This window comes from Methanohalophilus halophilus (genome assembly GCF_001889405.1).
In the GTDB taxonomy this organism is placed as follows: Archaea; Halobacteriota; Methanosarcinia; order Methanosarcinales; family Methanosarcinaceae; genus Methanohalophilus; species Methanohalophilus halophilus.
In genome coordinates, this window is record NZ_CP017921.1 from 897,235 (window position 1) to 922,773 (window position 25,539).

The window sequence follows — 25,539 nt, forward strand, 5'->3', positions numbered from 1 at the left end:
TTAGAATTGGCAACCCTTGAAAAGTTCGTGGTTGAAACCACAGTTGAAGAGGAAGCCGCTCCATATCGAAAGATTGTATCAGATGTAATCTCCGATCTGGGGATGGCGGGCAGGATCGCAAAAATCAAAGTAGTAATAAGGCCCGAAGATTCCCTTTTCCAGCTGGCGGCAGTTGTGCGTGGTGTTCTCCCACAGGTGATATTGAAAGATTTTGCCGAAATACAAAAAGGGGGCAGTGAAGGAGAAATTTTGATCACGATCTCTGTAGAAAAACATCTTCCACGCCTGTTGCAGATGCTCTGGGATCGGTATGGACGTGACAGCCTTGAGCAACCGGACAGGTGGACCATTTCCCTGTTTGTGGATAATCCGGAGGATGAGATGGGCTCTCTCGAAAATCTTGTTGTGGATGACCCGCGGCGCACACTCAAGTCCAACCTGGCGGATATGGCTATCAGGGTTGCTCCTGAAGGTTTCAGGGTACGTTATCATTCATTGAACGGTAATGATTTCATATTTGTGGCATCTGAGGATACGATGCAAAAAGAATGGATTGATGAAGCACACGCCATGCTTGAAGAACTAAAGGGAGATGATGCCAGTGGCAGCAGTACTTGAACCCTACGTCTATGAAGGCGGTGTGCACAAACATGGCCTGATTATTGAACTCCTGGAAGACCTGGGCGGCTATCTTGTACAGAGTACACCGGCTGCAACGGAAATTAATCTTGTAATGCTGATTCCCCGTAAAGATGTCCCCCTGATGGAAGAACTTGCAAAGAAAATACTGGGCAAACTCACGCGAGCTCCCTTAACAGGTACCGAAATAGCTGTAGTATCCCCAACCCTTGCCTACCATCATCTTCCTCATTCAGCATGTGATGTTGCCGAACATCTGCGCAGGGATGGTGCTAATACCAATATGCTGGGACTCGCACGTGGTATGGGCCGAAGAGTGGCTCTTTCTCAGGATTATGAAAGACGGCTAATTAACGAACATGACATTGCCGTTTACAGTTTTGGGAATTTCAGTGACTGTATAATAAATAAGAAACCCAAACTTTTCTCGGGTGTCAATGTTCCCATTGTGGCTACAGGAGGTCCGGATCTGAGTACTGGCGATGTGGAGGGTGCCGATGTTTATGTTGGAGGCATTGGACGTGTATCTCACAGGCTGCGCAATGAAGGTGAAATGGACAGCCTTGATGTATTGAATAAAACTGTCGGGGAAGTTGTGGATAAACTGCGTGAAGAAATATCCCGGGATCCTCTTGCGGTATTGCCTGCAAGAGTTATGAAGGAGATTAAAGAGCAGGTGCCTGAAATTAATGACGTGCTAACCCCTGCCCCAATAACCCTTCAACTGGATGGTATGAGGGTGAAACTTCCCTTTGGACAATTCCATGAAAAACTGGAACAGCTGGAATTGGATGAAAATATCTCCCTCTCGGATGTGGCAAACATCACCCCTTCAAAAATGAAAGATTACATTTTAATAAAGATACGTCGTCGCTCAGAGACCGGATTTACTATATGATTAAGAGGGTGTGTAATGGATCTGGAAAATATCAAGGAAATTCTTGAAAAGGATGAAGATGAAGCGGTTTCCGATGTGCTTTCAACAGTTGAGGAACGATATGGGGAAGTCCCCTATATCCTCAATTTCATGAAAGATATGCCAGAGCTGCTAATCCCTAAAGTAATGTATGATAATTCTATAATGCGGGAGTTTGAAAGACTTGATCCCGAAACAATCGAACTTATCTGCGTGGGTGTTGCTTCTGCACTGAGATGTGATCATTGTCTCAAGATGCATATCAGGGTTGCCCGCAGGCTTGGTTTGACAAGGGAACAGATATTCGATGCTATTCTTATAGGAGGGGCTCTCTCCAATGCCTCGGTGCTTGCAGAAGGCACACGGGCCCTTGATGAGGAGGTAAATGGTAATTCCTCTTCCTGTGACAGTGAATGTGATTCATGCAATATCACAGGTTCGGAAAGGTAATTTTATCCCAGAAGGGGCATCCCGGCTATTAAGGCACCGGCCACGTAACCCAGAATTGCCCCGCTATTTAAAAATGGGAGGCCTGCCTGGGGTTTCCCTTTCATGACCAGGATTGTCAGGGCAAAAAATCCGATAAGGGTGCCTATCATTGCTCCGATGGCAGGAACTCCTATGAAGCCTTCATGATGAAGGAATACATTTGCAGAAACGACTATTATTGTTGGCATTATGGCATCGCCCAATCCCATGTAGAAGGCTTCTTTTTCTCCGTCTGTTGAGGGAGTGTCCTCAATAAATGAGTAATTTCTTTTTTTGGGTATAACAAACAGGATTGGCAGTTTTAGATCCATCACGCCTTCTGCAAGGGCAATCATATGTTTTGTCTTATACACTGAGATTGCATCGTAGGCTGCAAGCAGTCCCAGCAGCACAATTGCGGGCAAAATGCCAAATGATATCCCAAAAATAGAACTTGCAGCTGCTCCTACAATGATACCCACAAAGTCTATTATGTACCATTCAGGATGGACATAAAGCAGGATTGTGAAAACAGTTGCCATTAACAGCCCCCCGATTACCGGTCCGTCTCCCCCCAATCCTGTAAGATGGAAGAGGGGATAGAATCCGTAATACATGGTAGAGGCCACAGCAACAAGGATGCTCATCTGGATTACCCATTTTATCTCTTTCTTGATAGCGAAAAGTAAAAACAGGGTGAATATGAGAATTGCGATTATGTAGTATATGGAATTGGTCGCGGATTGGGGATTATCTACTGCCTGCATGCCCAGGTCGTTCATTGGTTGTGCAAGGGTGAGTGCAATGATCTGGATGACCAGTATAAAGCCGGCCATTACAATCATCGGGAAGTATTCCTTGATTCCGTTTTCATTCTCGCTCAAATTTTCTCATCCTGTTTGTATGGTACAGAACCTAATGCAACATCCATTAATTAAGTTTATGTAATACTTAAGTAGTAACATGGATTAAGTAAAATAGAGGTCTTACCATGGAAACAAGGGACATTGTTTTTTCTATCGTTATGGTTGTATCAGCTTTTGTGTTGACATATGTATGGCTGGGCAGGTTCAAATACAGTCCGGCTAACTCATTGATCGTTCTTGCTGCCATTGTAATGGTAGGAGCTCTTGCAGCGATGCTCCTTTCCCTGGATATGCGGATGCGTAAGATTGAAGAGCAGCTCGATCTAAGGGAACGTTCTCTTCGGATTAATATTCAGAGTGTTGAAGATAACATGGGCAAAAAAATAGATACTGTCACAAATGTGGTGGATGATGCCATGGAAACCTTCAACAGAAGAAACTATCGTTGAGCTTTTCTATTCTTCATTATTTTTAATCATCGACATCTGCCGAAAACAATATTAATGTGATGGTTTGTATGGGCAATTATCAACAAGTTTCATAATGGTAGGGTGGGCTCAATGCAAATTAATCTTAAACCAATTGGTGTCATAAAAAAATCCGGCAAAAATTCAGAAATTCTGATATATTCGGAATTTGAGCAGGTAATCAGGAATATGCTCTCCCGGACAGGTAAGACTGCTGTTGAAGGAAATGATGTGCTGGTAGTCCATAAGGGTGACAAGAAGGATGGGCATCAGTTACAGGTTTCCAGAACAACTCTCCTTGAAAGGGCAGGTAATATACTGAAGGTAGGGCGGATGAAGGCCGATGATGACTCGGTGCTGGATATACGCCTTGATACAGATATCCAACTTCATCAAACCAATTTAAGAGGGCACTGAATGGGTGTAGATATCGGGGATATACTGAAAAAAAAACAGGTGGGATTGGATGATCTTGCTCACAGGACTGTGGCGATTGACGGATATAATACCCTTTACCAGTTTTTGAGTATCATCAGGCAACGTGACGGCACTCCCCTGAAGGATTCCAGGGGTAATATCACGTCCCATCTCTCCGGTATCCTGTACAGGATGACCAATCTTTTTGAAGCCGGTATAAAACCTGTTTTTGTTTTTGATGGCAAACCTCCCGATTTCAAGGCAGATACAATTAGCCAGCGTAAAAAATCCAGGGAAGAGGCTCGTACAAAATGGGATGAAGCAAAAGAAAAAGGCCTTTCAGAAGAAGCCTACAAATATGCACAGGCCTCTTCAAAGGTAGATGCCCGGATAGTGGAGGATTCCATGCAACTTCTGGATTTCATGGGAATTCCCTGTGTACAGGCTCCTTCTGAAGGTGAAGCACAGGCAGCCTATATGGTTAACAAAGGTGATGCAGATTATAGTGCTTCTCAGGACTACGATTCCCTGCTTTTCGGTGCTCCAAGGGTAGTGCGCAATCTTACAATTACGGGTAAACGCAAACTGCCGGGCAAGAATGTTTACATTGATGTAGAACCCGAATCTATTGATCTTATGCAAAATATCAAGTTGCTGGATATAGACCGTCAGCAACTGATCGGGATTGCCCTGTGTGTGGGTACTGATTATAATAAAGGGCTGGAGAAAGTCGGCCCCAAAACCGCCCTTAAATTAATAAAACAACATGGCAGTATTCATAAGGTCCTGGAGCACAGGGGTGAAACTATTGACGAGCTTGATGCAAAGATCGATTTTTTCCTGAATCCACCTGTAACGGATGCTTATGAACTGAAATGGAAATCTCCACAAAAGGAAAAGATAGTGAATTTCCTTTGCAAACAGCATGATTTCTCTGAGGAGCGAGTTCTCAAAGCTGTAGATCGGCTTGAAAAAGCCGGCAAGCAGCGAAGCCAGCAAACCCTGGATCAATGGTTTTGAACAATCAGGGACTTTCCTGTCATTTCTTCGGGTTGTTTTATTGAAAGCATTTGCAGGACAGTCGGTGCAATATCAGCAAGGATGCCATTTCTAATTTTGATATTTTGCCTTTCTGAGATACATATGCATTTAACCGGATTGCTTGTGTGGGCGGTATGGGGCTGGTCTCCCTGGACTTCTTCCATTTGTTCCGCATTTCCGTGGTCGGCTATTATCAATGCTTCACCGCCTTTTTGTTGTATCTTTGCGATTACTTTTCCCACACATTCATCCACAGCCTCTACGGCTTTGATAGTCGGCTCAAAGAAACCGGTATGTCCCACCATATCCATGTTGGCGAAATTGAGTATGATCACATCATAATTTGCGGATTCAATCCTGCTGGTGAGTTCTTCAGCCACTTCATAGGCACTCATATCGGGCTTGAGGTCATAGGTTGCAACTTTGGGTGAGGGAATGAGGCATCTTTCTTCTCCTTTGAATTTCTTTTCCGCCCCGCCGTTGAAGAAAAAGGTGACATGAGCATACTTTTCAGTTTCGGCGATACGCAACTGGGACATATTTTCCCTGCTCAAAACTTCTCCAAGTGTATTTTTTATCTCTTTGGGTGGATAGGCAACAGGTACGTCCAGTTTTTCATCATACTGTGTCATGCAGACATAATGTACCTGTGGATGCTTTGTCCTCTCAAAACCTTCAAACCCATCTTCCACAAATGCATAGGTAAGCTGCCTTGCCCTGTCCGGCCGGAAATTGAACATGATCACAGAATCATTATCTTCAATTGTGGCTACAGGTTTGCCTTTCTCCTGGATAACAGTGGGTTTGACAAATTCGTCATTTTCTCCTCTGTCGTAGGCAAGTTGTACCGCTTCCACAGGATCTTCAGCAGTTATTCCTTCTCCCAGTGTCAGGGCGTCATAGGCAAGCCGGGTACGTTCCCACCGTTTGTCACGATCCATTGCATAGTATCTGCCGGATACACTGGCAGTCTTTGAGATACCGTTTTCCCTGCAGAATAATTCATGCTCTTTCATGTCCTCAAGGGCGGCCCTGGGGGCTACATCCCTGCCGTCAAGGAAAGTATGGATGAATACTTCACTTAAGGCTTCCTTTTTAGCCATCTCTATCAGGGCACGCATGTGTTCTATGTGACTGTGGACTCCTCCGCGGGAAAACAGGCCCATGATATGCAGTTTTGAATTTTTTTCCTTCACATTCCTGATAGCATCAAGCAGAACCTGGTTTTCATAGATTTCCCCATCTTTGATTGCTAGGTTAATACGGGTTAGATCCTGATAGACAATTCTGCCTGCACCGATGTTTAAATGGCCTACTTCGGAGTTTCCCATCTGCCCGTGTGGGAGGCCCACAGATTCTCCGGCAGCCTGCAAAAGGGAAGTTGGATTCTCTTTTTCGAGCCTGTCAAGACTTGGGGTATTTGCTTGTACTACAGCATTTCCTTTTCTGGTGGGGGAGTATCCCCATCCGTCCAGTATCATTAACAAGAGAGGTTTTCGGGCCAGTGTCATGTTTTCACTCACGCTTTTATGCTATATAAGGAATCAGGAATGTATTATTTATTTGCAATATGTTAACCATCAAGCTTTATATGAATGACAGCAATAAATTTATATTAAGTGGCACTTGATGAATAATAGTTCAATAATTCCCTCATAACAACACCTGTACATTTTATATGTAAGTGTTAACGGAAAGGATTCATTATATGTTCATGTTGAAATTTATGAAGGTCCTTTGATGAAAAATGCACAAATAATGATAGTCGAAGACGAAAATATAGTTGCTATGGGGATTAAAAGCAAACTTGAATCTTTAGGCTATTCCATTCCCTGTACGGCATCTTCCGCAGAGGATGCTATACGCAAAGCCGATCTTTTTTATCCGGATTTGGTTTTGATGGATATCTTGCTGAAAGGAGAAGGTGACGGTATAGAGGCGGGAAATTATATAAGGAAAAATTTTAACATTCCTGTAATATATCTGACCGCTTATACTGATGAAGAAACCCTTGAAAGGGCGAAATTAACACACCCGGCCGGCTATATATCCAAACCTTTCAAAGTAGAGGATATCCATACAAATATTGAGATTGCTCTGCACAAAAATGACGTATCTGATGATTCCTGATATCATGGAGTATTTTTATACATGGCCAGGGCTTTGATTTTTGATATGGATGGCATTCTCATTGACTCAATGCCCCATCATGTAAAAACAATTAATCGGGTATTCGGTGCTGTGGGAATACATCTCGATGAACAAACCATCTATGATATGGAAGGTTCCAGAACAGTTGACATTGTAACTCACATATTAAAACGTAAAAATATCGATCCTGGATCTCTGGACATTGAAGGACTCCTTGCACAATATCAGGAGGAATTCAAACGGACAGCCAGTTTCAGGCCCTTTGAACAAATACGTGCGATTTTACCGGAGCTAAAGGAGCATTTTCTGATATCCATGGTTTCGGGTGCCGACAGAACAATTGTGAACCATATAGTGGATGATTTTTTCCCGGGCATCTTCGATGCGGTTATCAGCGGGGAGGATGTCATCAAGGGCAAACCCGAACCGGAGCCATTCTTAAAAGCTTCCCGTATGCTTGAAGTGAATCCCCGGGAGTGTATTGTGGTAGAAAATGCTACAAAAGGGGTAGAAGCGGCCAAAAGGGCAGGGATGTATTGTGTGGCTGTCCCTACTTATGTTTCCCCGGATAAGCTGGAAGGCGCGGATAGGATATTTGAAGATCATGGGAAACTGGCACAGTACCTTTTATCTTTGAAATAAGTTCAGGTAATATCTTCAATTCTTATCCTTTTCCGATATGCAAGTCCTTCGAAGCGGGCAACAGTGTCTGCTTCATTATCCGTGACAGTTACCGTATAGGTTGCAATTTTGGGATTCAGTGAGGTTTCAAAGGCTTCAGCTGTCAGTGTCCCCTCGGTTGCAGCCTTTGGGTAGCTTATGTTGGCATTGATGGCTACAGCTACATTGCCGTGGGAGTTGGCAGCAGCTGCAAATGTAAAGTCTGCGAGGGTGAATATGGCCCCTCCCTGTACTGTGCCAACCCCGTTTTTATGCTTGTCCTCAATTCTCATGGAAGCTTTTGCATAGCCTTTTGAAACTTCCATCAGCTCTATACCTATATATCTGGCAAACAGGTCCTTTTTCAGCAATTCTTCCGCTTCTTTCATACAGCAACATATTTCTGGTTAGATAAAAAGGTTGTTTATCAGTACTTCTCATGATTTAAATCTTCAAGTTTCAATAACCTGAATGAAAGGATGAATACAATGTAAATTATCAAAGCTGTGACAACAAATGCCTTTGCCTGAAATATTTCATAAATAATTCCTCCCACAATAAGTCCTATTATTGCTGCCATGCTGGAAAAACTGCTGGCAAATCCCTGTACAGAACCCTGATTCTGTGCTCCTGCAAGCTTTGAAATTATAGAGAGGATGGAAGGCCACATTATGCCGTTTCCAAAAGCAAAGAAAACGGCTGCTATGTAGGTTAATACGAAATCACCTGATGTAAGTAACAAGAAATTGGTTCCAAGCAACATACTCCCGGCAATCACGAGCTGGCTGTCCCGGAATCGTTCTGAGGCGCGGGTCAGTACAGGGCCCTGTACAATCACCATTATGATGCTCAAAAATGAGAAATATATTCCCATATCGCTGACCGACCATTTGAGTACTTTTATGGCATGGATGGGGAATGATGTATAGAATATGTTAAAACCCAGGAATATGAAGAAATACAGGATTAAAATAAAGGGTATGTTTTGAATTTGCATTACATGTTTTAACTTTATTTTATTTTGCTGCCGGGATATACAATGGGTTGTTGCAGGGATAAAAAGGCCAATTATTATTGTGCCTGCAATGGATATAACTATGGTTGCAATTACAGGTATCATTTCCCCGTAGGTGGTCATGCTTAAAACACCTGCCAGTGCAGGTCCGATTATGAAACCGAGATTTGAAGCAATGGACATTTTCCCGAAATTTTTGTTCCTGTCTTTTTCCCGGGTTATATCGGCAAGATATGCATTTGCAACAGCTACATTGCCTCCAGTGATGCCGTCAAGCGATCTGGCAATGAACAGGATTATCAGGGGAAGTGTCAGGATGAAACTGCCTGTTATTGCTGAATTCACCCTGATTAGTTCATCCAGGGGCAGGAAAAAAGCGCACAGGAATATTATCCAGGAGAGGAGGGTTCCGATCTGGCTTACCAGAAGGATCTTTTTCCTGCCATGTATATCGGACCAGCGTCCCAGGATGGGCCCCCCCACCAATTGAAAGGCAGGATACATGGAATTGATTAGGCCATAGATGATGGCATTCCCCCCAAATCTTTCCACAAGGAAAACAAGGAACGGGATGACTATGGCAAAACTCAGGGAACCTATGAAATTAACCGTTATTATAGGAAGCAGGGAATGCTTTGGATCGTTGCATCCGGTATTTTTCATCCATTAGGTATTAGAGGTCTTATCTAATAACTTTTGATGAATTCGGGATACTTCCCTCAAGGTTTCAAGTGAGTTATGGTTATGACTGAATCCGGATCGTAGTAGTTTCCGTTTTGGTGTTGTCTGGAATTATGGATTGTCATATAAGGGTTCCAGTACTCTGCAGGTATACAGTAAAATAAAAATTAATGCGGACCCGGTGGGATTTGAACCCACGACCACCGGGTTAGAAGCCCGGTGCTATATCCTGGCTAAGCCACGGGCCCAGGATAGTGAAGCGACATGAAATAGGATTTGGTGCATAAAAGCCTTTTGTCAACTGTCGGGTATGAATTTGCAAATATTCATATATATTATGATAACATTTGTCCACCTTAATACTGATAAGTCATATTAAGAGGGCTGAAAATGAGTGAAGTTCTGGTTTATTACAACGGTGATTATGTCCCCAAATCCGAAGCAAGCACTTCTGTCTATGACCATGGTTTCCTCTATGGTGACGGTGTCTTTGAAGGGATCAGGGCATACAACGGCAGGGTATTCAAATTAAAAGAGCATGTGGATCGTTTATTTGATTCTGCAAAGGCCATTGCAATGGAAATACCCATCAGCAGGGAAGAGATGATTCAGGCAATCCTGGAAACCCTGCGAAAAAATGATCTCAGTGATGCATACATAAGACCCATCGTATCCCGTGGTGTAGGGGACCTCGGTCTTGACCCCCGCAAATGCAAAACTCCCAATATATTCATCATTACCCAGGAATGGGGGGCAATGTACGGGGATCTCTATGAGGTTGGTTTGAAAGCAGTCATGGTTGCAACCCGGCGCAACGCTCCCGATGCCCTCTCTCCAAATATCAAATCCCTGAACTACCTGAATAATATCCTGGCCAAGATTGAAGCCAATGCCAAGGGGGGCGACGAAGCGATATTCCTGGACGGCAACGGCTACATCTGCGAAGGTTCCGGGGATAATATCTTCATCATAAAGAATGGCAAAGTGTATACTCCTCCAACGATTTCCAATCTGAAGGGTATTACCCGTGCAACAGCGATTGAGTTACTTGTTGAAAGAGGTTATGAGGTATTTGAGGAAAACGTAGGCCTTTTTGACTTATTCACAGCAGATGAGGTTTTTGTAACCGGTACGGCTGCTGAAGCCGCCCCCATTACAAAGGTTGACGGAAGGCTTATCGGAGATGGAAAACCCGGGCCTATTACCGGGGAAATGGTAAAGGCTTTCGAGGAGATCACAGGTACTACCGGTACTCCGATATATGAATAAGTATTGAAGGTTGCATAAACTAAGATGCGCAAAATACTCAATCATCTAACATCACTGGATGAGGCCAGGCAAATTCTGGCCTCTCTGCCCGTCAATTGCGGAGTGGAACATGTTTCACTTGTACATGCCGATGGTCGCATACTTGCAGAAAAAATAGTATCTGACATCAATGTTCCATCCTTTGCCAAGGCACTCAAGGATGGTTATGCTATCCGTGCCAAAGATGTACCTACGCAAGGCACATGTTTGTTACTGAAAGCCTATGTACCTGCGGGAAGAGGGGATATCCTGTCCCTTGGAAAAGGTGAAGCTGTGGAAATTTCCACCGGGGCCCCGATTCCACAGGAAAGTGATTCTGTTGTTATGGTGGAAGATACCACTCTTGCAGACGGGAAAGTGTGTATCCATAGTGATGTAAGGCAAGGCCAGCACATCCTTGCCGCAGGCACTGATATTTCCAGAGATGAAACTGTTCTTGAAGCAGGGCAAATGTTGTCTCCTGCAAAGATTGGTATCCTTGCAGCGCTGGGCATCAATAATACAATTGTGAAAAAACTGAAAGTGGGCATTATCTCTACCGGTAATGAATTGACCGAGCCTGGCAATCCTCTAGGTCGGGGCAGGATCTATGATGCCAATTCCTATACACTGTCAACCGCTATCAGACGTTTGTCGGCAACTCCTGTAGCCTATGGTATAGTTGGGGATGAACCTGAAAAAGCCCGTTCTCTCCTTTTAAAGGCAGTTTCTGAATGTGATATCGTATTGACAACCGGCAGCACATCGGCAGGTTCGGATGATTTCATGTACAGGTTAATGGAAGAAGAAGGACAAATCCGGATGCATGGCTTAAAGTTCAAACCCGGCAAACCGGTAATTATTGGATCAGTCAGGAATATTCCCGTGATTGGATTGCCCGGTAATCCTACAGCATCCCTGATGGTATTCAATGAGATTGTGTCTTCCCTTGTAAGAAAAGGACTGGGGATTACCGCCCCTGCAAGGCAAAGGATTAAAGCAACCCTTATGGATGATGTGTATTCAGATAACAGGCTGGAATATCATTGTGTGGAAGTAATTGATGACTGTGCCTATTCGGTGGATAAAACCTCTGCTTCAATTACAACACTGGCAAAGGCCGATGGTTACATTGTAATCGAACCGCAAATCAGTTTTGTGAAAGCCGGGAACGAGGTTGAAGTCACTTTCTTTGAAAATTGATCCTGGCTTCATTGGCCTTTTTTAGAAACTTATTTATGTGCATATGTATCAATGCACCGTTATGCTCATCCATACATATCGCTTGGAGTATAAGGTGATTGAATGAAAAGAAATAATCAGATAATATTTTTGGTAGCAACAATGGCAGTCTTAGCTGTGCTAGGTGCATATTTAGTCAATTCGACTGCATCATCCGCACAGGAGGTTGACAGTGATGAAATCACGGTATCTGCAGCTGCCAGTTTGACGGAAAGTTACCGTGAGATAGTAAAACAGTTCGAGGCTGATAATCCTGATATTGAGGTCAATCTCAACCTTGCAAGTTCAGGTTCCCTGAGGATGCAGATTGAGGGAGGAGCACCGATTGATGTTTTTGCTTCAGCATCCCAGAAACACATGGATATTCTGGATACGAAGGATATGATAGATACTGATTCAAGACGGGATTTTGCCCGCAATAGTCTTGTTATGATAGTGCCCGCAGGTACAAACCAGATCGAAAATCTTGAGGACCTGGACTCTGAGGATATCACAAAGATTGCCCTGGGCAATCCCAACACTGCGCCTGTAGGACGATATGCAAAACAGGGGCTGGAAGAGGCAGGGCTCTGGCAGGCTATTGAAGGCAAGACCATATTTGCGGAAAATGTGAAACAGGTCCTTGTGTATGTGGAACGAGGGGAAGTGGATGCAGGATTTGTATATATGACAGATGCACAAACTTCTGAGAGCGATAATATCAGGATTGTAGGAGAGGTGCCGGTAGATGCCGATATAAGTTATCCTGTGGCAATTCTGGCAGATTCTGAGGCAAAGGGAGCATCCGAGAAATTCATTGATTTTGTAACAGGTGCAGAGGGTAAGCGTATTCTGGAAGAATATGGATTTAAGGTAGAGTGAGATTTTTGCTTGAGCAGGCCATTTATCCATTGTACATAACACTGAAAATAGCCACCCTGTCAACTATACTGGTGGTTCTGGTGGGCCTGCTCATTTCATACCTGCTGGCACGGCGGGATTTTACGGGTAAAAATTTTGTGGACATCCTGGTGACCCTGCCCCTTGTATTGCCTCCTACGGTAACCGGGTACTTGCTTGTCATATTGCTCGGGAAGAATGGTGTGCTGGGTCAATCCCTTTTTGAAATTACGGGTTATAGCATTCTTTTCACATGGCAGGCAGCCGTGATCGCTGCATTTGTGGTATCCCTGCCATTGATGGTTAAAACCACGTCCGCTGCGATAGGCAGTGTGGATCGTGAGTTGGAATATGTGGCTTATACCCTGGGTCACAGTGAACTGGAAACTGCCCTTTTTGTGACCCTGCCCCTTGCAAAGAAAGGAATTATGGCAGGGCTGGTGTTGAGTTTTGCAAGAGCTGTGGGGGAATTCGGTGCAACCCTTATGGTTGCGGGGAACATTCCCGGAAAAACGAATACCATGTCACTTTCTATTTACACCGCCTTCCAGTCAGGCAATGACAGCCTTGCCAATATTCTTGTTGTAATCCTTGTAATAATGTCACTTGTTTCCATGGCTGCAACAGCAAAACTTGTTAACAGGTGGAAGGTGTGAGGTATGACAGGTAATATTCAGGTTGATATAGAAAAGCGATATTCAGGGCAGGAGGAAGCACCGGATTTTAATCTGGATGTTAATTTTACTGCTTCAAATGAACTGGTTGTCCTCTTTGGGCGTTCCGGTTCGGGAAAAACCACAACCCTGAGGTGTATTGCGGGACTTGGGAAACCTGATGCGGGTTTTATTGAAGTTAACGGCAAGGTCTACTTTGACAGTGGATCAAAAAAGAACCTGTCTCCCCAGGACCGCAGGCCGGGTTATGTTTTCCAGAATTATGCCCTTTTTCCGCATATGAACGTGGCGAAAAATATCACTTACGGGTTAAAGGGCAAATCGGATGCTGAAAAAGAGCAAAGGTTGCATGAGATGCTGGAACTTCTGCACATAACAGGTCTGCAGGACCAGTATCCTTCCCGGCTTTCGGGAGGACAGAAACAGCGAGTTGCCCTGGCCCGCGCCCTGGCTCCCAATCCTGACATATTACTTCTGGATGAACCCTTTTCCGCACTTGATATGGTGGTCCGGATGCGCCTGCGGGAGAGGATACACAGTATCCAGGAGAAACTGGATATCCCTGTGTTGTTCATCACTCACAATCCGGTTGAAGCTTTCACCCTGGCTGACAAAGTAGTGGTATTGCATGAGGGGTCGGTGCAGCAGGAAGGCAGGCCTGAGGAAGTTTTCTACAATCCTTGCAACAGGCATGTGGCAGAACTTGTAGGGGTATCGAATATTTTCGATGCCGATACTGCAGGGAAGTCTGAGAATGGCTTTGTTCTGGATACGGATTCGATCTCAATAACCACCACAACGAATGTTGAACAGGGTGGCAGGTATTCCTGGGGTGTGCGGCCGGAGAATGTCCATCTTCATCCTGGCGGGGAAGATATTAGCGGTTGCAATGTATTTTCCACAACTGTGCGCAGTGTTGTCAACAGGGGGGCAAGCAGGGTTGTGGCTGTGGATATTCCGGGAGGCGGATCAGTGCTGCTTTCGGAAATGGATAACCGCACCTTCGGGAAACTGGATATCGGGCCGGGTTCGCAATGCAGGGTGGAAATCGATCCCCGGGATGTACTTGTTTTTGCCCGGGAGGATTCTGCCGATTGAATGCAACTGTAAAACCAACAAAAATTTATGGGATTGCGGAAACGGGAAAGTCTTTTTAACATTGAAGTGGTGGTAGGTGGCGATGAGCGTCGAGGACGATATTGCCAATATTGAAAAAGAGATTCGAGACACTCCTTATAACAAAGCAACATCTCATCATGTAGGTAAACTGAAGGCCAAGATTGCCCGGTTGCGTGAGGACCTCCAGAAGAAAGCTTCTGCCAAATCCGGCGGTGAAGGTTACGGAGTACGTAAATCAGGAAATGCTACAGTTACACTGGTAGGTTTCCCTTCAGTTGGTAAATCCACTCTCCTGAACCGGCTTACCGGGGCAAATTCCGAAATCGGTGCTTATGAATTCACAACCCTGGATGTTATTCCCGGTGTAATGGAACACAAAGGTGCAGCCATACAGATTCTGGATGTACCGGGTCTTGTCAGGGGTGCGGCCAGCGGACGTGGCCGGGGTAAGGAAGTTATCGCAGTTGTGCGTAACAGTGACCTGGTAGTTTTCATGCTTGACGTTTTCCAGACAGAACACTTTGAGGTTCTCAAAAAGGAGCTTTATGATGCCGGTATCCGGCTGGGCCAGCACCCGCCTGATGTCGTGATCAAGAGGAAGGATCGCGGTGGAATTACTGTGAGCAGCACCATTGACCTTGCTCTCTCAGAGGATCTTATCAAGGCAATACTGGATGATTACAAGATAAACAATGCCCATGTGCTTATCAGGGATGATATAGATGTGGACCAGCTTATCGATGTGGTCATGGGCAACCGTGTCTATATTCCCGATGTGACTGTCATCAATAAGGTGGACCTGGCGGACGAAAGCGTTCTGCCTAAAGTAAGGGAGAAGTTCCCGGATTCCCTGCTGATCTCTGCCAATAAGGGCACTCATCTGGAAGAGGTAAAGGACATGATCTTCAATTCCCTGGATTTCATACGGATATACCTTAAACCCCAGGGCGAGGCTGCGGATATGGAGGAGCCGCTTATAATCCGTAAAAGAAGCACGGTGGGAGATGTGTGTGATCACCTGCATCGCGATTTCCGGGATAAGTTCAGGTATGCCCAGGTTTGGGGCGAATCGGCCAAACATCCGGGACAGCGTGCGGGGCTGGACCATGTGCTTGAGGATGAGGATATCCTGACCGTGATCATACAGACGTGAACCTATTATTTTTCAGCCCATTGTTATCTGGATGGCAGTTGGGTATTTGCGCATGATCGAGTAGGCCATACTTTTGCCGACCCAGACCTTGCCCTGACGCATGCGATACATCTGACCGAGTTCTGACAGGATTTGCAGTGCTTCGAGGGCATATCTATCATTGAGAAAACAGCTGTCTTCCACACGGAAGTCAAAGAAAAAGAGGATGGGAAGTTTCAGGCTGTCATGCAGCTCTGAGGGCAGTTCCTCGCCCAGCATCCCGATAATCTGCCTGTCGAATACATATCTGTCTCCTGCCCGGGTTTTGGAGTGTGGCAGCTCTTCTTCAAGCAATTGGGCCAGCGTCTTTCTCTGCGCCACTATTGCCCTGTTGATCCTGCCCATTTCCCCTTTCATCCAGCGGGCAAATGCCGGGTTATCCGAATCAGGCAATCTTCCTGTCATTTATTCCCTCCACATAATGATCTGCCGGCAACCGGCGGGGCAGAATCGCCGCAAATTAACCTTCTATCAGGAAATAAGCAGGTCCCCCTTACATAAAAATTAAGTAGGATTATGCGATTATCACAGTGAACAGTAGCAGTCCCGTAGGGTAGTGGTCAATCCTTTCGGCCTTTGGAGCCGAAGACCCTGGTTCGAATCCGGGCGGGACTACCAGTACTTTTTTTGGATAGTTTCCTATCTTTTACTATTTTCAGGATTAATGTATTAATACACGCCCTATGCTACCTTATTTTTTTATGTGTCCTCAGAAATACAAGTCTTTTATAAATATTGGCAAATATACACGTTTTTTTACTACTGTATATACAAAAAAAGCAATTTTTATTTTAATATACTTATTAGTTTCTGTAATTTAAGTACATGACTCCTAAATTAGTTGCATAACAGGCAATCAAAGCAGTTTCAGATTATGCGCCATATGTACAACTAATTTTTATTGTATATTAATATATTTCTAGTTAACAGCGCTTACTATACGTGTATATACAAATATATTATTTATAAAAATGGAAACTTTTAAATGTGAATAACAAGATTTGTACCCCTACTAGTGATTCTAACCTTTAGTAAGAAAGATGAGTGAAATAAACATGAATGGACAGAAAAATATTATAGCAATAATGAGCGGTTTGCTCATATGCCTGTTGCTTATGGGAACAGCTGCGGCTGCTCCTGCTATTGACAGTGCCTATACTGTTGATGACGATGGGGATGGGTATATTGATGCATACGAACTAACATTTAATGAAAGTGTAAACGACTCTACTTTTGATTCCAGTGCATGGACAATCGGTGACTATACCGGTTACAGTGCAACAGATGTCAGTGAGGATACAATCAGAATAGTATTCAACGAAAAATCTACTCCTGACACAGATGTCACGCCGGATATTACTACAACAGGTCCGGGTATCTACAGTATGGCTGATGAAGCTCTTCCATCTGTCACATCAGGAGATGTCAATGAAAATGATGGAGCGGCCCCTGTAATTATTTCTCAGGAATATTTTGCATCTGATGCTGGAGATGTTGATGAAATTGTATTAACCTTTTCAGAAAATATTGATTATGGTACTTATGAGGATGCTGACTGGGATGTTAATGCAAAAGATTTGACTGGTCTCGATGTTACTGATGGCACAGTTGTTGACAGCAACACCCTTACTCTATCAGCAACTGCCAATAATGGCATCACTTCTGCTGTTGATGAACCAACGATTGATTATGTTTTGCAGGGCACATCAAATGTTACTGATGATTCAAATGAACTCGTTGGTGTAAGCGGTTTAGTTCTTTCTGATAAAGCAGCACCTGTAATAGAGACCGTAACATCTGATGCTACAGAAGAAGATGTGCTTGGAATTGGAGATACTATTACTTTCACTGCAACTCCTACCGCAACTGAAGACGGCTTGGATATTGTTTCTGATTCCTACAATGGAGTTGATCTGGAATGGTCTACCAACGATAACGGTGCTAATTACAAGACAACTTACACTGTAAAAGAAGGTGATGACACAACAGAACCATTGCAGCTTACCGGTGTAACAGCTACAGACGCTGCAGGCAATGAAGGTCCTTCTGCAGATGGCTCTGATGTTGCAGTCACAATCGATGCTACATATCCGGAAATCGAATCTGCACAAACAATCGATGCCAATGAGAACGGCAAGATTGATGGCTACAAGATAACCTTCACCGAAAGTGTGGATGACTCCACATACAATAACTCCCTTTGGTCCATTGAAGATCATGTGGCTGAGGAACTGAATACTGTAAATGAAGTAGATGATTCTACTATCATTGTGAATATCAATGAAAGTGAATCCCAAGATGTAGATCAGACTCCTGATTTTGGAGTAGCAGAAGATGCTATCAGAGATGGTGCAGGCAATCCAATTCTTGGAGTAACCTCCGGTACTATTGATGTAACCGATGGTGCAGCCCCTGTAGTTCTGAATGCAACAACTGTTGACAGTGACGGTAATGGCCTGCTTGATAACTACACAATTGAGTTTAGTGAAGCAATGGATGATTCAACTCTCAACTACAGTAAGTGGACCGTTGCTGGCATGTCTATTACCGGATATGATACTGATGATGCAGAAGATGACAATATCATCATGTTAGAACTGGAAGAGGCTATCGGGTATGGAACAACAGACACACCTGATATAACAGTCTCTGGTGCAGAAGTAACCGATATTACTGGCAATGTGCTTGACAATGTTGCTGAAGGGGATATAGATGAATCCGATGGTGCTGGTCCGGCTATTGAATCCGTGACTTGTGATGCCACTGGTGTACTTGGAATAGATGACACCATAATATTTTCAGTAAAACTGAATGAATCCGAATCTGATGTAACCATTCAGCCGCAAATGTACAATGGCGGTGCTCTTGAGTGGTCTACCAACGATAACGGTCAGACCTACAATGCAACTTACACTGTAGAAGAAGGCCAGGACCTTTCAACTTCTCTGAACTTGACAGATGTAAACGCAACTGATGCTTCAGGAAATACCGGTTTATCCGTTAATGGAACTGATATGGAAGCCACTATTGATGCAACACGTCCTTATATAGTGAATGCCACAACCATCGATTGGGATGGCAATGGAAGCATTGATGGCTATGAGATCGTATTCAATGAAAATGTAAGTGATGACACAAATAATACCAGTGCATGGTACATCGATGGTTTTACAGGGCTTGATTTTGATACTGGTGATGCAGCAAATGACAACATCATCATTCTGAACTTCACCGAATCCGGTGATTACAATGCCAATACCGCTCCAAATGTAACCACAGATGCTGGAGCAATTGCAGATATGGCAGGCAACGACATCAACTCTACAAGTGAAACCGATGTAACAGAAGAAGATGGCGCAGCACCTGTAATCGAGTCTGTAACATCTGATGCTACAGAAGAAGGTGTGCTTGGAATTGATGATACTATCAACTTCACCGTTACAATGGCATATGAGGAAGATGTAACCATCAGTCCAACAACATATAATGATGGTGAACTTGTCTGGACAACCGGTGATGGTGGTCTGACCTACAATGCAACTTACACTGTAGAATCCGGACAGATGAGTTATGTTGACCCATTACAGCTTACTGGTGTAAATGCTATTGATGCATCCGGCAATCCTAGTGAATCTGTCAATGGCGATGATGTGAATAAGACCATTGACGCAGGTGGACCAATCGTAGTCGCTGCTGAAACAGTAGATATAGATTACAATGGTATGATCGATGGTTACAACCTGACATTCACCGAACCTATCAATGACAGTACTTTCAACTACGAAAACTGGGACGTTGAAGGTTACACAGTAACAGGTTTCAACACAGAAACTCCAGACGACAGGTATGGTATCCTTGTCTTTGAAGAAGGTAGTTCCACAGACACCGATGCTGTGCCTGCATTCAATAATGTATCTACTCCTGAAGTAGAAGATGCTGATGGATACACCATGCCAGAAGAATTTGGTGACGCAGAATATCTCAATGACTTGACTGAGGACGGTGCAGCACCGGTACTGATGCATGCTGAGATAGATTCATCAGAGTATCCTTATTTAGTTGATGTTATCTTCAGTGAGCCTGTGGATGAAGATGCAGAGAACGGAAATGTCACATTTAATGACGGTTATCCTAGTCTTTCTGGGTCTGCTGAGTCTTGGTTCTTCAGGTATGATGACCAACTTCAGACAGGTGACTCCCCTGAGATAACTGCTGTCAACAACATGATGGATGATGCTGGCAACGCTGCAGTACTCTATGGAAACAATGACGAAAATGGTGTAGTAGTCAACACCTTCAGGAAAGAGCTTAAAGCAGGTTACAACTATGTATCCTTCCCGATAGCCGATGAAGGTGACGTAAGCCTTGCAGATGTTGGTCTTGATGGAAACGAAGTTGAGTCTGTATGGACTTACAACCCACAGGACGGCTGGATTGTCGATTCAGACGATGTCTTTGAAATTGCAGGTGGAGTTGGATATATTGTTTATGCGAACGAGGATTTCTTCCTTGCTCCTAATGTGAACAACTATCCTGATAATTTCGAGTCTCCTGCATTTACAAATGTTTATGAAGGATGGAATCTTGTAGGTCATTATAAAGCATATGATCAACCTGCATTTGATCCTAATACTAATTATTATGGTGGAGCATTTGAAACCATAGTAAACAACATGAATTTCGTAATGTATGAGCAGAGGACAGCTGGAGAACTTGGACTGCGGGAACTCAATTTAGTGTCAGATACCAATCAGCCCTTGGGTCTCTCTAATGTAAGAAATAATGAAATATCCACAGGCAATGCCTACTGGATAAATCTGAATGAGGTCGACCAGTACTCTGCAGGTGGCTACATCTCTGTCAATGAATGAACAGATGAATAGGTGAAATAATGAGAACGACAAATGTTGTTCTCATTGCCATTTTTCTTTTTTTGTCCTGTATGACCGTGGCTGGAGCAATTCCTGGCAATCCTCATTCGGTTTATGGGCAGATTAATGATACAGATGGCAATGGGATCAATGCCGCTAATGTTCAGTTTATATACAATGGAGAAGTGCTAGATTCTGACCTCACCGATGCAAATGGTGATTATCGAGTTTATCTAACAGATGTGGATGAGGGTGAAACTGTTTCCATGTTTGTTGATGGTGAGGACACAGGTGAATCAATTATCTTTGACAATTATGGAGATACAGAACTCAACTACATACTCGAAGTTACAGAAGAACCCATGCCTCACACTGTATCCGGTTACATCACTGATGCAGATGGCGATGGCTTGGATGCTGCTGAAGTCCAGTTCAGGGACGGTGGCGACACCATAATAAACGTATCTTCCACCAACGCTACTGGATATTATAATGTATCCATTTCCGGGGTTGTAGAAGGCTCTACACTTGACATGTATGTTGATGTCAGTGCTGAAGATGCCACTAACACCGGTAATACAATCACTTTCACTCCCGGTAAATTTGAAGAGCTGGATTATCAATTTGAAGAAAAAGACGATGATCCCTTTACTCCAAGTGGTGGATCTTCAACCAGTAGCTCCTCCGGCGGCGGAGGCGGTGGTGGCAGCACAGGTGAAGCTTTCGAGAACATTGCTTCCAAGGATGCCCAGACACAGACCGTTACAGCCGGGGCAAATGCCAACTATGAGTTCGATGGTGAGGGCAACGATGTGACCTTTGTCCAGTTCAGGGGTGCAACCAACTCCGGGCAGATCAAGGTGCTCATCGAATTGCTGAAGGATACCTCGGCCCTTGTGGATGAGGATGCACCGGGTAATGTCTACCAGAATGTCAACATCTGGGTGGGTAATGCCGCCTTTGATGACGACAACATGGAAGATCCTGTCATCGGCTTCAGGGTAAGCATGGACTGGATGTCTGACAATGGTGTCGATCCGGCCTCAATAGCCCTGTTCCATTATGAAAATGGATGGGAGCAGCTGGAAACCACTCAGACCGATGAGGACAGCGACTACTTCTACTTTGAGGCAGATACAACCGGTTTCTCACCGTTTGCGATCTCCACTGTAGAAAGCAGTGCCATTCAGACACAGGATACTGGCGGTGACACCCAGACTGACAGCACCGGTGAGTCCACTGACACCCAGCAGGAAGATTCCATTGGCTCTGACAACAATTCCACTGATGTACCGGCATTGTCAACCATTGGTATAATTGGCCTGGTTGCACTCGTGGGTATCGGTGCGGCTTATTCAATGAAGAAAAAGAATTCCTGAATGCAGCAAACTTTGCTGCACTTACTTTTTTTATTTTTCTGGAATCTAAATATTACATCTGTGTACCGGGAAGGATTCAACCTCTCAAAGCTGGATAATAACCATTTGCCTCATTCACATCCGTTTTTCGTACAGGCTGTTACTGTTGCAGTGCTATCATCCCCTTTGTTTCCAGTCTCCCCTATTTCCAGCACCTGCTCTGCCTTGCTTCCATAACGGTAAGCAGCAATTCCCTTACACTTCAACCGATAGGCCAGCGTATATATCTCCCGGAAATCTTCCACCGTAGCCTCGTGGGGCAGGTTCACCGTCTTGGCAACAGCATTATCCACATGCTTCTGGAAAGCCGCCTGCATCCTTACATGGCATTGGGGTTCAATCTCCAGTGCGGTGGCAAAAATCCTTCTGGTCTTTTCCGGTATATTCGGGCTGTTCTGCAGGGAACCCGTACTTGCAATTTCCTCCATCAGCTGGCTGCTGTAGAATCCATGTTTCCTTGCTATCTCCTCAAAAACAGGATCGATCTCTGTCAGCCGGGTCCCCATCACATTACGGCTGTAGGTGAGGGCAAACATCGGTTCAATTCCTGAGGTGGTATTTGCAATTATGCTCAGGCTGCCTGTGGGGGCTACTGTATTCACCGTTGCATTGCGCATTGCAGGATAATCCTTTGCAAGAGCACTCCTGTGAAAATCCGGGAAACTGCCCCGCTGCTCACCAAGTTCCACAGATTTTTTCACGGATTCTTCCCGGATGAATTTCATTACTTTTTCAGCTGTCTCAATTCCTTCCCGGCAATCATAAGGAATCCCCAGGCGTGCCAGCATAGCGGCAAATCCCATGACACCCAGGCCTATCTTGCGGTTTTGTTTTGTCCTCTGTCCGATTTCCGGGAGGGGGTATTTGTTGGCATCGATTACATTATCCAGGAAATGCACTCCTGTACGGGTCGTTTCCTTCAATTTCTCCCAGTCGATAGCCCCTTCCTTAACCATTCGCGCAAGGTTGATCGAGCCGAGGTTGCATGATTCATATGGCAAAAGAGGCACCTCTCCGCAGGGGTTTGTACTCTCTATCGTGCCGATTGCACTCATGGGATGTCTGCGGTTGATCTCATCCAGAAAAAGCAGGCCGGGGTCTCCTGTTTGCCAGGCACAGTTTAGTATCCGGTCAAAAACATCCCTTGCCTTTAATCTCTCCTTAACTTTACCGGTTCGGGGATTTACAAGCGCATAATCCCCCTTCTGGCTGACAGCCTCCATAAATTCATCCGTCACACCCACCGAGAGATTGAAATTGTGGAGCATATCCTCATTTTCCTTGGCTTCGATAAACTCGATAATATCCGGATGGTCAACTCTCAGCACACCCATATTGGCTCCCCTGCGCCTGCCGCCCTGCTTGATCACATCCGTTGCCTTATCAAAGATCGTCATAAAGGAAAGAGGCCCGGAAGCCACGCCTTCTGTGGAGCGTACAGGGTCTCCTTTTGGTCGCAGGTTTGAAAAAGAGAAGCCTGTGCCACCGCCTGATTGGTGGATGAGGCTCATGTCCTGCAGGGATTTGAAAATACTTTTCAGGGAATCTTCCACAGGCAGTACAAAACAAGCACTCAATTGCCCGAGATCGGTACCCGCGTTCATGAGGGTTGGGGAATTGGGAAGAAATTCCAGATCTGCCATAATCTGATAAAAATTATCTTCAGTTATTTCCGCACTGTATCCGTATCTGCTGTCAACTCTGGCAATAGCTTTTGCAACTCTGCGGAACAACTCGCCGGGCTTTTCTGCGATTCTTCCTTCCTTATCCCTTAAAAGGTAGCGTTTTTCCAGCAATGTTTTCCCATTGGCAGACAATTTGGATTCGATTGTGCTATTCCTTTTATCCATACAAAACCCCATTTCAAAATTGGGTTAAAATGCTTTATAATTACCTCCAGTTTCAGGAGCAATCCTGGCATTCATTACTTTGCCTTCTCTGTATCAGGGAATAGGTCATCATTACTGCCAAAAGCAACGCAAAGAAGGTTTTCACTTCTGCAGGAAGCAGATCACTTGCACTTCCCACAATGGCCGTTGCCTCAATTCCCAGTTTTATGTATATGAGGTCGAGCAACATCCCAAATATCAGCGCAAAGAGGGCTATCATTGCGAGATAAATGGTAACAGCCTTTTTTCCCATAAATTTTGTAACCATTGTAATGGTTGCAGCATTGGTGGCCGGCCCTGCAAGCAGGAACACAAAGGCGGTACCCGGGCTCATCCCTTTGGCAATTAGGGCAGCTGCCAAGGGTGTGGAGGCGGTGGCGCATATGTAGAGGGGAATCCCGACAAAGAGCATCAAGATCATCGAACCGATTCCGCCTCCAAGGTAGCCTCCCACAATTTCCTCCGGTACAATATAGGAAATAAATCCTGCTATCAGCAGCCCCACAATAAGCCATTTTGCAATATCTCCCAGCAGTTCCACGTAAGCATATTTTATGGCATCAAAACCCCTCTTTTTCAGGCCTGCTTGCTCGCAATTATCACCACAACAATCACAACCCTGATTTGTTGTATCTTCGCTTTTTGAAAGCATAACGGGATTTGAAAGGCTTGTATTTGTCACGTCCTTTTCCATAATATTGCTTGTAACTCCCGCTCCCAAGGCGGTTATGAAGGTAGCGATAGGCCTGAATACTGTCATAATGGGATCTAGCAGGGCATAGGTGATTGCGATTGAGTCAGCGCCGGTCTGGGGTGTCGATATCAAAAAGGACAGGGTAGCACCATTGTTTGCCCCTCTTTTTTTCAGGGACATTGCAGCAGGTATCACGCCACAGGAACATAGGGGCAGGGGAATGCCGGCAATAGAAGCTTTGAGGACCGAACTGAATTTCCCGGCCCCACTGCCTAGATGTCCAATAATCTTCTCATTGGAAACCACAAGTTCCAGCAGCCCTGCAATCCCAAAGCCGAGGAAAAGATAGGGTGCAGCCTCTTCGAAAAGGTACCAGGTCTCGTGTATTATTCCTGCCAGAATTTCCATAAAGCTTTGTGCAATGCTCATCGGTATTCCTCGATAATATGCTGTCTGCACATTTCGATCAGCAACCTGACATGCTCATCTGCAATGTAGTAAACCGCAAAACGCCCCTCTTTCCTGACCCTTACAAGGTCTAGCTGGCGTAGTGTCCGCAGATTATGGGATATTGCAGACTGTGAGGCTTCAAGTGCTTCACTGAGTTCACATACACACATATCCCTTTCTTTGAGTAAGAACAGGATATTCAAACGTGCAGGTGATTGCAGTGCCTGGAATATGGCAGACATGCGGGTAATTGTTTCAGGTGGTGGGATTGTCAGTTTTTTTATCTGGTTTTTATCCACGCGTTTGCAGCCCGAATGATCCATGAATACATGATCAATGTTTCATATATATGAATCTGTTTCTATGAGACAGGATGACGAAATGTAAAATTCCTTTTCCAGTAATTATCTAAATGATTCGGGTCGATAGTAGTATAATTATTATAGGTAAGTGGATAAATACACTTATTGGATATATGTTGTCTAAAGACAAATGGAAGGTAC

The 25,539-nt window shown here is 44.6% G+C and carries 24 protein-coding genes and 2 tRNA genes; 17 read left to right on the forward strand and 9 right to left on the reverse strand.

The annotated features are described in order from the left end of the window. Positions 1-6 precede the first annotated feature (6 nt). Genes BHR79_RS04460 through BHR79_RS04470 form a run of 3 tightly spaced genes read left to right on the forward strand, consistent with a single transcriptional unit; the run spans position 7 to position 2,005 of the window. Complete coding sequence (locus BHR79_RS04460) at positions 7-618, forward strand: methanogenesis marker 17 protein (protein ID WP_072561249.1); 612 nt, start codon at positions 7-9, stop codon at positions 616-618. Then, positions 596-1,537: a methanogenesis marker 7 protein gene (locus BHR79_RS04465; RefSeq protein WP_072561250.1), complete on the forward strand. Its 942-nt coding sequence runs from the start codon at positions 596-598 to the stop codon at positions 1,535-1,537. Before BHR79_RS04460 ends, BHR79_RS04465 begins: the two co-directional genes overlap by 23 nt. A 15-nt stretch (positions 1,538-1,552) precedes the next feature. Then, entirely contained in the window at positions 1,553-2,005 is a 453-nt protein-coding gene (locus BHR79_RS04470; RefSeq protein ID WP_072561251.1) for a carboxymuconolactone decarboxylase family protein, read from the forward strand. 2 nt (positions 2,006-2,007) lie between these two features. On the opposite strand, the gene BHR79_RS04475 is transcribed toward BHR79_RS04470, so the two are convergent. Further along, positions 2,008-2,907, reverse strand: coding sequence for a presenilin family intramembrane aspartyl protease PSH (locus tag BHR79_RS04475; protein ID WP_072561252.1), 900 nt, complete (start codon positions 2,905-2,907; stop codon positions 2,008-2,010). 107 nt (positions 2,908-3,014) lie between these two features. On the opposite strand from BHR79_RS04475, the gene BHR79_RS04480 reads away from it, so the two are divergent. The 3 genes from BHR79_RS04480 (at position 3,015) to fen (ending at position 4,793) form a co-directional block, all read left to right on the forward strand. Continuing rightward, positions 3,015-3,338 carry a hypothetical protein gene (locus tag BHR79_RS04480; protein ID WP_013038284.1) on the forward strand — a complete coding sequence of 108 codons (324 nt, stop codon included), beginning with the start codon at positions 3,015-3,017 and terminating at the stop codon, positions 3,336-3,338. A 111-nt stretch (positions 3,339-3,449) separates the two neighbouring features. Beyond that, positions 3,450-3,773, forward strand: a complete 324-nt coding sequence (locus BHR79_RS04485; protein ID WP_072561253.1) for a hypothetical protein — start codon at positions 3,450-3,452, stop codon at positions 3,771-3,773. Beyond that, positions 3,774-4,793, forward strand: coding sequence for a flap endonuclease-1 (fen, locus tag BHR79_RS04490; protein ID WP_072561254.1), 1,020 nt, complete (start codon positions 3,774-3,776; stop codon positions 4,791-4,793). Here the strand turns inward: fen and gpmI are convergent. Further along, positions 4,781-6,325, reverse strand: coding sequence for a 2,3-bisphosphoglycerate-independent phosphoglycerate mutase (gene gpmI, locus BHR79_RS04495; protein WP_072561255.1), 1,545 nt, complete (start codon positions 6,323-6,325; stop codon positions 4,781-4,783). The two genes, fen and gpmI, sit on opposite strands and share 13 nt — an antisense overlap. A gap of 229 nt (positions 6,326-6,554) precedes the next feature. On the opposite strand from gpmI, the gene BHR79_RS04500 reads away from it, so the two are divergent. Next, positions 6,555-6,944 carry a response regulator gene (locus BHR79_RS04500; protein ID WP_072561256.1) on the forward strand — a complete coding sequence of 130 codons (390 nt, stop codon included), beginning with the start codon at positions 6,555-6,557 and terminating at the stop codon, positions 6,942-6,944. A 21-nt stretch (positions 6,945-6,965) separates the two neighbouring features. After that, entirely contained in the window at positions 6,966-7,607 is a 642-nt protein-coding gene (locus tag BHR79_RS04505; protein ID WP_072561257.1) for an HAD family hydrolase, read from the forward strand. 2 nt (positions 7,608-7,609) lie between these two features. On the opposite strand, the gene BHR79_RS04510 is transcribed toward BHR79_RS04505, so the two are convergent. From BHR79_RS04510 to BHR79_RS04520, 3 genes are all read right to left on the reverse strand, one after another. Beyond that, positions 7,610-8,014, reverse strand: a complete 405-nt coding sequence (locus BHR79_RS04510; protein WP_072561258.1) for a PaaI family thioesterase — start codon at positions 8,012-8,014, stop codon at positions 7,610-7,612. A gap of 38 nt (positions 8,015-8,052) precedes the next feature. After that, on the reverse strand, positions 8,053-9,303 hold the full coding sequence (locus BHR79_RS04515) for an MFS transporter (RefSeq protein ID WP_072561259.1): 1,251 nt from the start codon (positions 9,301-9,303) through the stop codon (positions 8,053-8,055). Between the two features lie 191 nt (positions 9,304-9,494). Next, positions 9,495-9,569: transfer RNA gene (locus tag BHR79_RS04520), tRNA-Arg, on the reverse strand. Between the two features lie 142 nt (positions 9,570-9,711). On the opposite strand from BHR79_RS04520, the gene ilvE reads away from it, so the two are divergent. The 6 genes from ilvE to BHR79_RS04550 all read left to right on the forward strand — a co-directional run bounded on the left by ilvE (position 9,712) and on the right by BHR79_RS04550 (position 15,675). Further along, positions 9,712-10,590 carry a branched-chain-amino-acid transaminase gene (gene ilvE / locus BHR79_RS04525; protein ID WP_072561260.1) on the forward strand — a complete coding sequence of 293 codons (879 nt, stop codon included), beginning with the start codon at positions 9,712-9,714 and terminating at the stop codon, positions 10,588-10,590. A 24-nt stretch (positions 10,591-10,614) separates the two neighbouring features. Beyond that, positions 10,615-11,811, forward strand: coding sequence for a molybdopterin molybdotransferase MoeA (locus tag BHR79_RS04530; RefSeq protein WP_072561261.1), 1,197 nt, complete (start codon positions 10,615-10,617; stop codon positions 11,809-11,811). Between the two features lie 102 nt (positions 11,812-11,913). After that, the gene (gene modA / locus BHR79_RS04535; RefSeq protein ID WP_072561262.1) at positions 11,914-12,711 is read left to right on the forward strand and encodes a molybdate ABC transporter substrate-binding protein; all 798 of its coding nucleotides are present in this window, start codon (positions 11,914-11,916) and stop codon (positions 12,709-12,711) included. A gap of 5 nt (positions 12,712-12,716) precedes the next feature. Further along, positions 12,717-13,385 (forward strand): molybdate ABC transporter permease subunit, encoded by a 669-nt coding sequence (gene modB, locus BHR79_RS04540; protein ID WP_072562294.1) that lies wholly within the window; start codon positions 12,717-12,719, stop codon positions 13,383-13,385. Positions 13,386-13,388: 3 nt separating this feature from the next. Continuing rightward, positions 13,389-14,501, forward strand: a complete 1,113-nt coding sequence (locus BHR79_RS04545; protein ID WP_072561263.1) for an ABC transporter ATP-binding protein — start codon at positions 13,389-13,391, stop codon at positions 14,499-14,501. Between the two features lie 82 nt (positions 14,502-14,583). Further along, a complete protein-coding gene (locus BHR79_RS04550; protein WP_072561264.1) occupies positions 14,584-15,675 on the forward strand; it encodes an OBG GTPase family GTP-binding protein in 1,092 nt (363 codons plus the stop codon). Between the two features lie 12 nt (positions 15,676-15,687). On the opposite strand, the gene BHR79_RS04555 is transcribed toward BHR79_RS04550, so the two are convergent. Beyond that, positions 15,688-16,119 (reverse strand): DUF61 family protein, encoded by a 432-nt coding sequence (locus BHR79_RS04555; protein ID WP_072561265.1) that lies wholly within the window; start codon positions 16,117-16,119, stop codon positions 15,688-15,690. A 137-nt stretch (positions 16,120-16,256) separates the two neighbouring features. Here BHR79_RS04555 and BHR79_RS04560 point away from each other — a divergent pair. The 3 genes from BHR79_RS04560 (at position 16,257) to BHR79_RS04570 (ending at position 21,964) form a co-directional block, all read left to right on the forward strand. Continuing rightward, a tRNA-Gln gene (locus BHR79_RS04560) sits at positions 16,257-16,332 on the forward strand. 437 nt (positions 16,333-16,769) lie between these two features. After that, positions 16,770-20,585 carry a hypothetical protein gene (locus BHR79_RS04565; RefSeq protein ID WP_072561266.1) on the forward strand — a complete coding sequence of 1,272 codons (3,816 nt, stop codon included), beginning with the start codon at positions 16,770-16,772 and terminating at the stop codon, positions 20,583-20,585. 20 nt (positions 20,586-20,605) lie between these two features. After that, entirely contained in the window at positions 20,606-21,964 is a 1,359-nt protein-coding gene (locus BHR79_RS04570; protein WP_072561267.1) for a PGF-pre-PGF domain-containing protein, read from the forward strand. A 110-nt stretch (positions 21,965-22,074) separates the two neighbouring features. Here the strand turns inward: BHR79_RS04570 and BHR79_RS04575 are convergent, their stop codons facing one another. Genes BHR79_RS04575 through BHR79_RS04585 form a run of 3 tightly spaced genes read right to left on the reverse strand, consistent with a single transcriptional unit; the run spans position 22,075 to position 25,359 of the window. Next, positions 22,075-23,853: an adenosylcobalamin-dependent ribonucleoside-diphosphate reductase gene (locus BHR79_RS04575; protein ID WP_240632171.1), complete on the reverse strand. Its 1,779-nt coding sequence runs from the start codon at positions 23,851-23,853 to the stop codon at positions 22,075-22,077. Positions 23,854-23,905: 52 nt separating this feature from the next. After that, positions 23,906-25,015, reverse strand: coding sequence for an SO_0444 family Cu/Zn efflux transporter (locus tag BHR79_RS04580; RefSeq protein WP_072561269.1), 1,110 nt, complete (start codon positions 25,013-25,015; stop codon positions 23,906-23,908). Continuing rightward, positions 25,012-25,359 carry an ArsR/SmtB family transcription factor gene (locus tag BHR79_RS04585; protein WP_072561270.1) on the reverse strand — a complete coding sequence of 116 codons (348 nt, stop codon included), beginning with the start codon at positions 25,357-25,359 and terminating at the stop codon, positions 25,012-25,014. The genes BHR79_RS04580 and BHR79_RS04585 overlap by 4 nt, the downstream gene beginning before the upstream one ends. Positions 25,360-25,539: the final 180 nt, after the last annotated feature.

Excerpts from the sequence above, each read along its gene's own strand:
- BHR79_RS04515 (WP_072561259.1), bottom strand. The coding sequence starts at position 9,303 with ATGAAAAATACCGGATGCAACGATCCAAAGCATTCCCTGCTTCCTATA.
- BHR79_RS04485 (WP_072561253.1), top strand. The coding sequence starts at position 3,450 with ATGCAAATTAATCTTAAACCAATTGGTGTCATAAAAAAATCCGGCAAA.
- BHR79_RS04585 (WP_072561270.1), bottom strand. The coding sequence starts at position 25,359 with ATGGATCATTCGGGCTGCAAACGCGTGGATAAAAACCAGATAAAAAAA.
- BHR79_RS04505 (WP_072561257.1), top strand. The coding sequence starts at position 6,966 with ATGGCCAGGGCTTTGATTTTTGATATGGATGGCATTCTCATTGACTCA.
- BHR79_RS04565 (WP_072561266.1), top strand. The coding sequence starts at position 16,770 with ATGAATGGACAGAAAAATATTATAGCAATAATGAGCGGTTTGCTCATA.
- BHR79_RS04500 (WP_072561256.1), top strand. The coding sequence starts at position 6,555 with ATGAAAAATGCACAAATAATGATAGTCGAAGACGAAAATATAGTTGCT.
- BHR79_RS04530 (WP_072561261.1), top strand. The coding sequence starts at position 10,615 with ATGCGCAAAATACTCAATCATCTAACATCACTGGATGAGGCCAGGCAA.
- BHR79_RS04470 (WP_072561251.1), top strand. The coding sequence starts at position 1,553 with ATGGATCTGGAAAATATCAAGGAAATTCTTGAAAAGGATGAAGATGAA.
- BHR79_RS04575 (WP_240632171.1), bottom strand. The coding sequence starts at position 23,853 with ATGGATAAAAGGAATAGCACAATCGAATCCAAATTGTCTGCCAATGGG.
- BHR79_RS04510 (WP_072561258.1), bottom strand. The coding sequence starts at position 8,014 with ATGAAAGAAGCGGAAGAATTGCTGAAAAAGGACCTGTTTGCCAGATAT.
- BHR79_RS04480 (WP_013038284.1), top strand. The coding sequence starts at position 3,015 with ATGGAAACAAGGGACATTGTTTTTTCTATCGTTATGGTTGTATCAGCT.
- ilvE (WP_072561260.1), top strand. The coding sequence starts at position 9,712 with ATGAGTGAAGTTCTGGTTTATTACAACGGTGATTATGTCCCCAAATCC.
- BHR79_RS04465 (WP_072561250.1), top strand. The coding sequence starts at position 596 with ATGCCAGTGGCAGCAGTACTTGAACCCTACGTCTATGAAGGCGGTGTG.
- BHR79_RS04580 (WP_072561269.1), bottom strand. The coding sequence starts at position 25,015 with ATGAGCATTGCACAAAGCTTTATGGAAATTCTGGCAGGAATAATACAC.
- BHR79_RS04545 (WP_072561263.1), top strand. The coding sequence starts at position 13,389 with ATGACAGGTAATATTCAGGTTGATATAGAAAAGCGATATTCAGGGCAG.
- modA (WP_072561262.1), top strand. The coding sequence starts at position 11,914 with ATGAAAAGAAATAATCAGATAATATTTTTGGTAGCAACAATGGCAGTC.
- BHR79_RS04555 (WP_072561265.1), bottom strand. The coding sequence starts at position 16,119 with ATGACAGGAAGATTGCCTGATTCGGATAACCCGGCATTTGCCCGCTGG.
- BHR79_RS04570 (WP_072561267.1), top strand. The coding sequence starts at position 20,606 with ATGAGAACGACAAATGTTGTTCTCATTGCCATTTTTCTTTTTTTGTCC.
- fen (WP_072561254.1), top strand. The coding sequence starts at position 3,774 with ATGGGTGTAGATATCGGGGATATACTGAAAAAAAAACAGGTGGGATTG.
- gpmI (WP_072561255.1), bottom strand. The coding sequence starts at position 6,325 with ATGACACTGGCCCGAAAACCTCTCTTGTTAATGATACTGGACGGATGG.
- BHR79_RS04550 (WP_072561264.1), top strand. The coding sequence starts at position 14,584 with ATGAGCGTCGAGGACGATATTGCCAATATTGAAAAAGAGATTCGAGAC.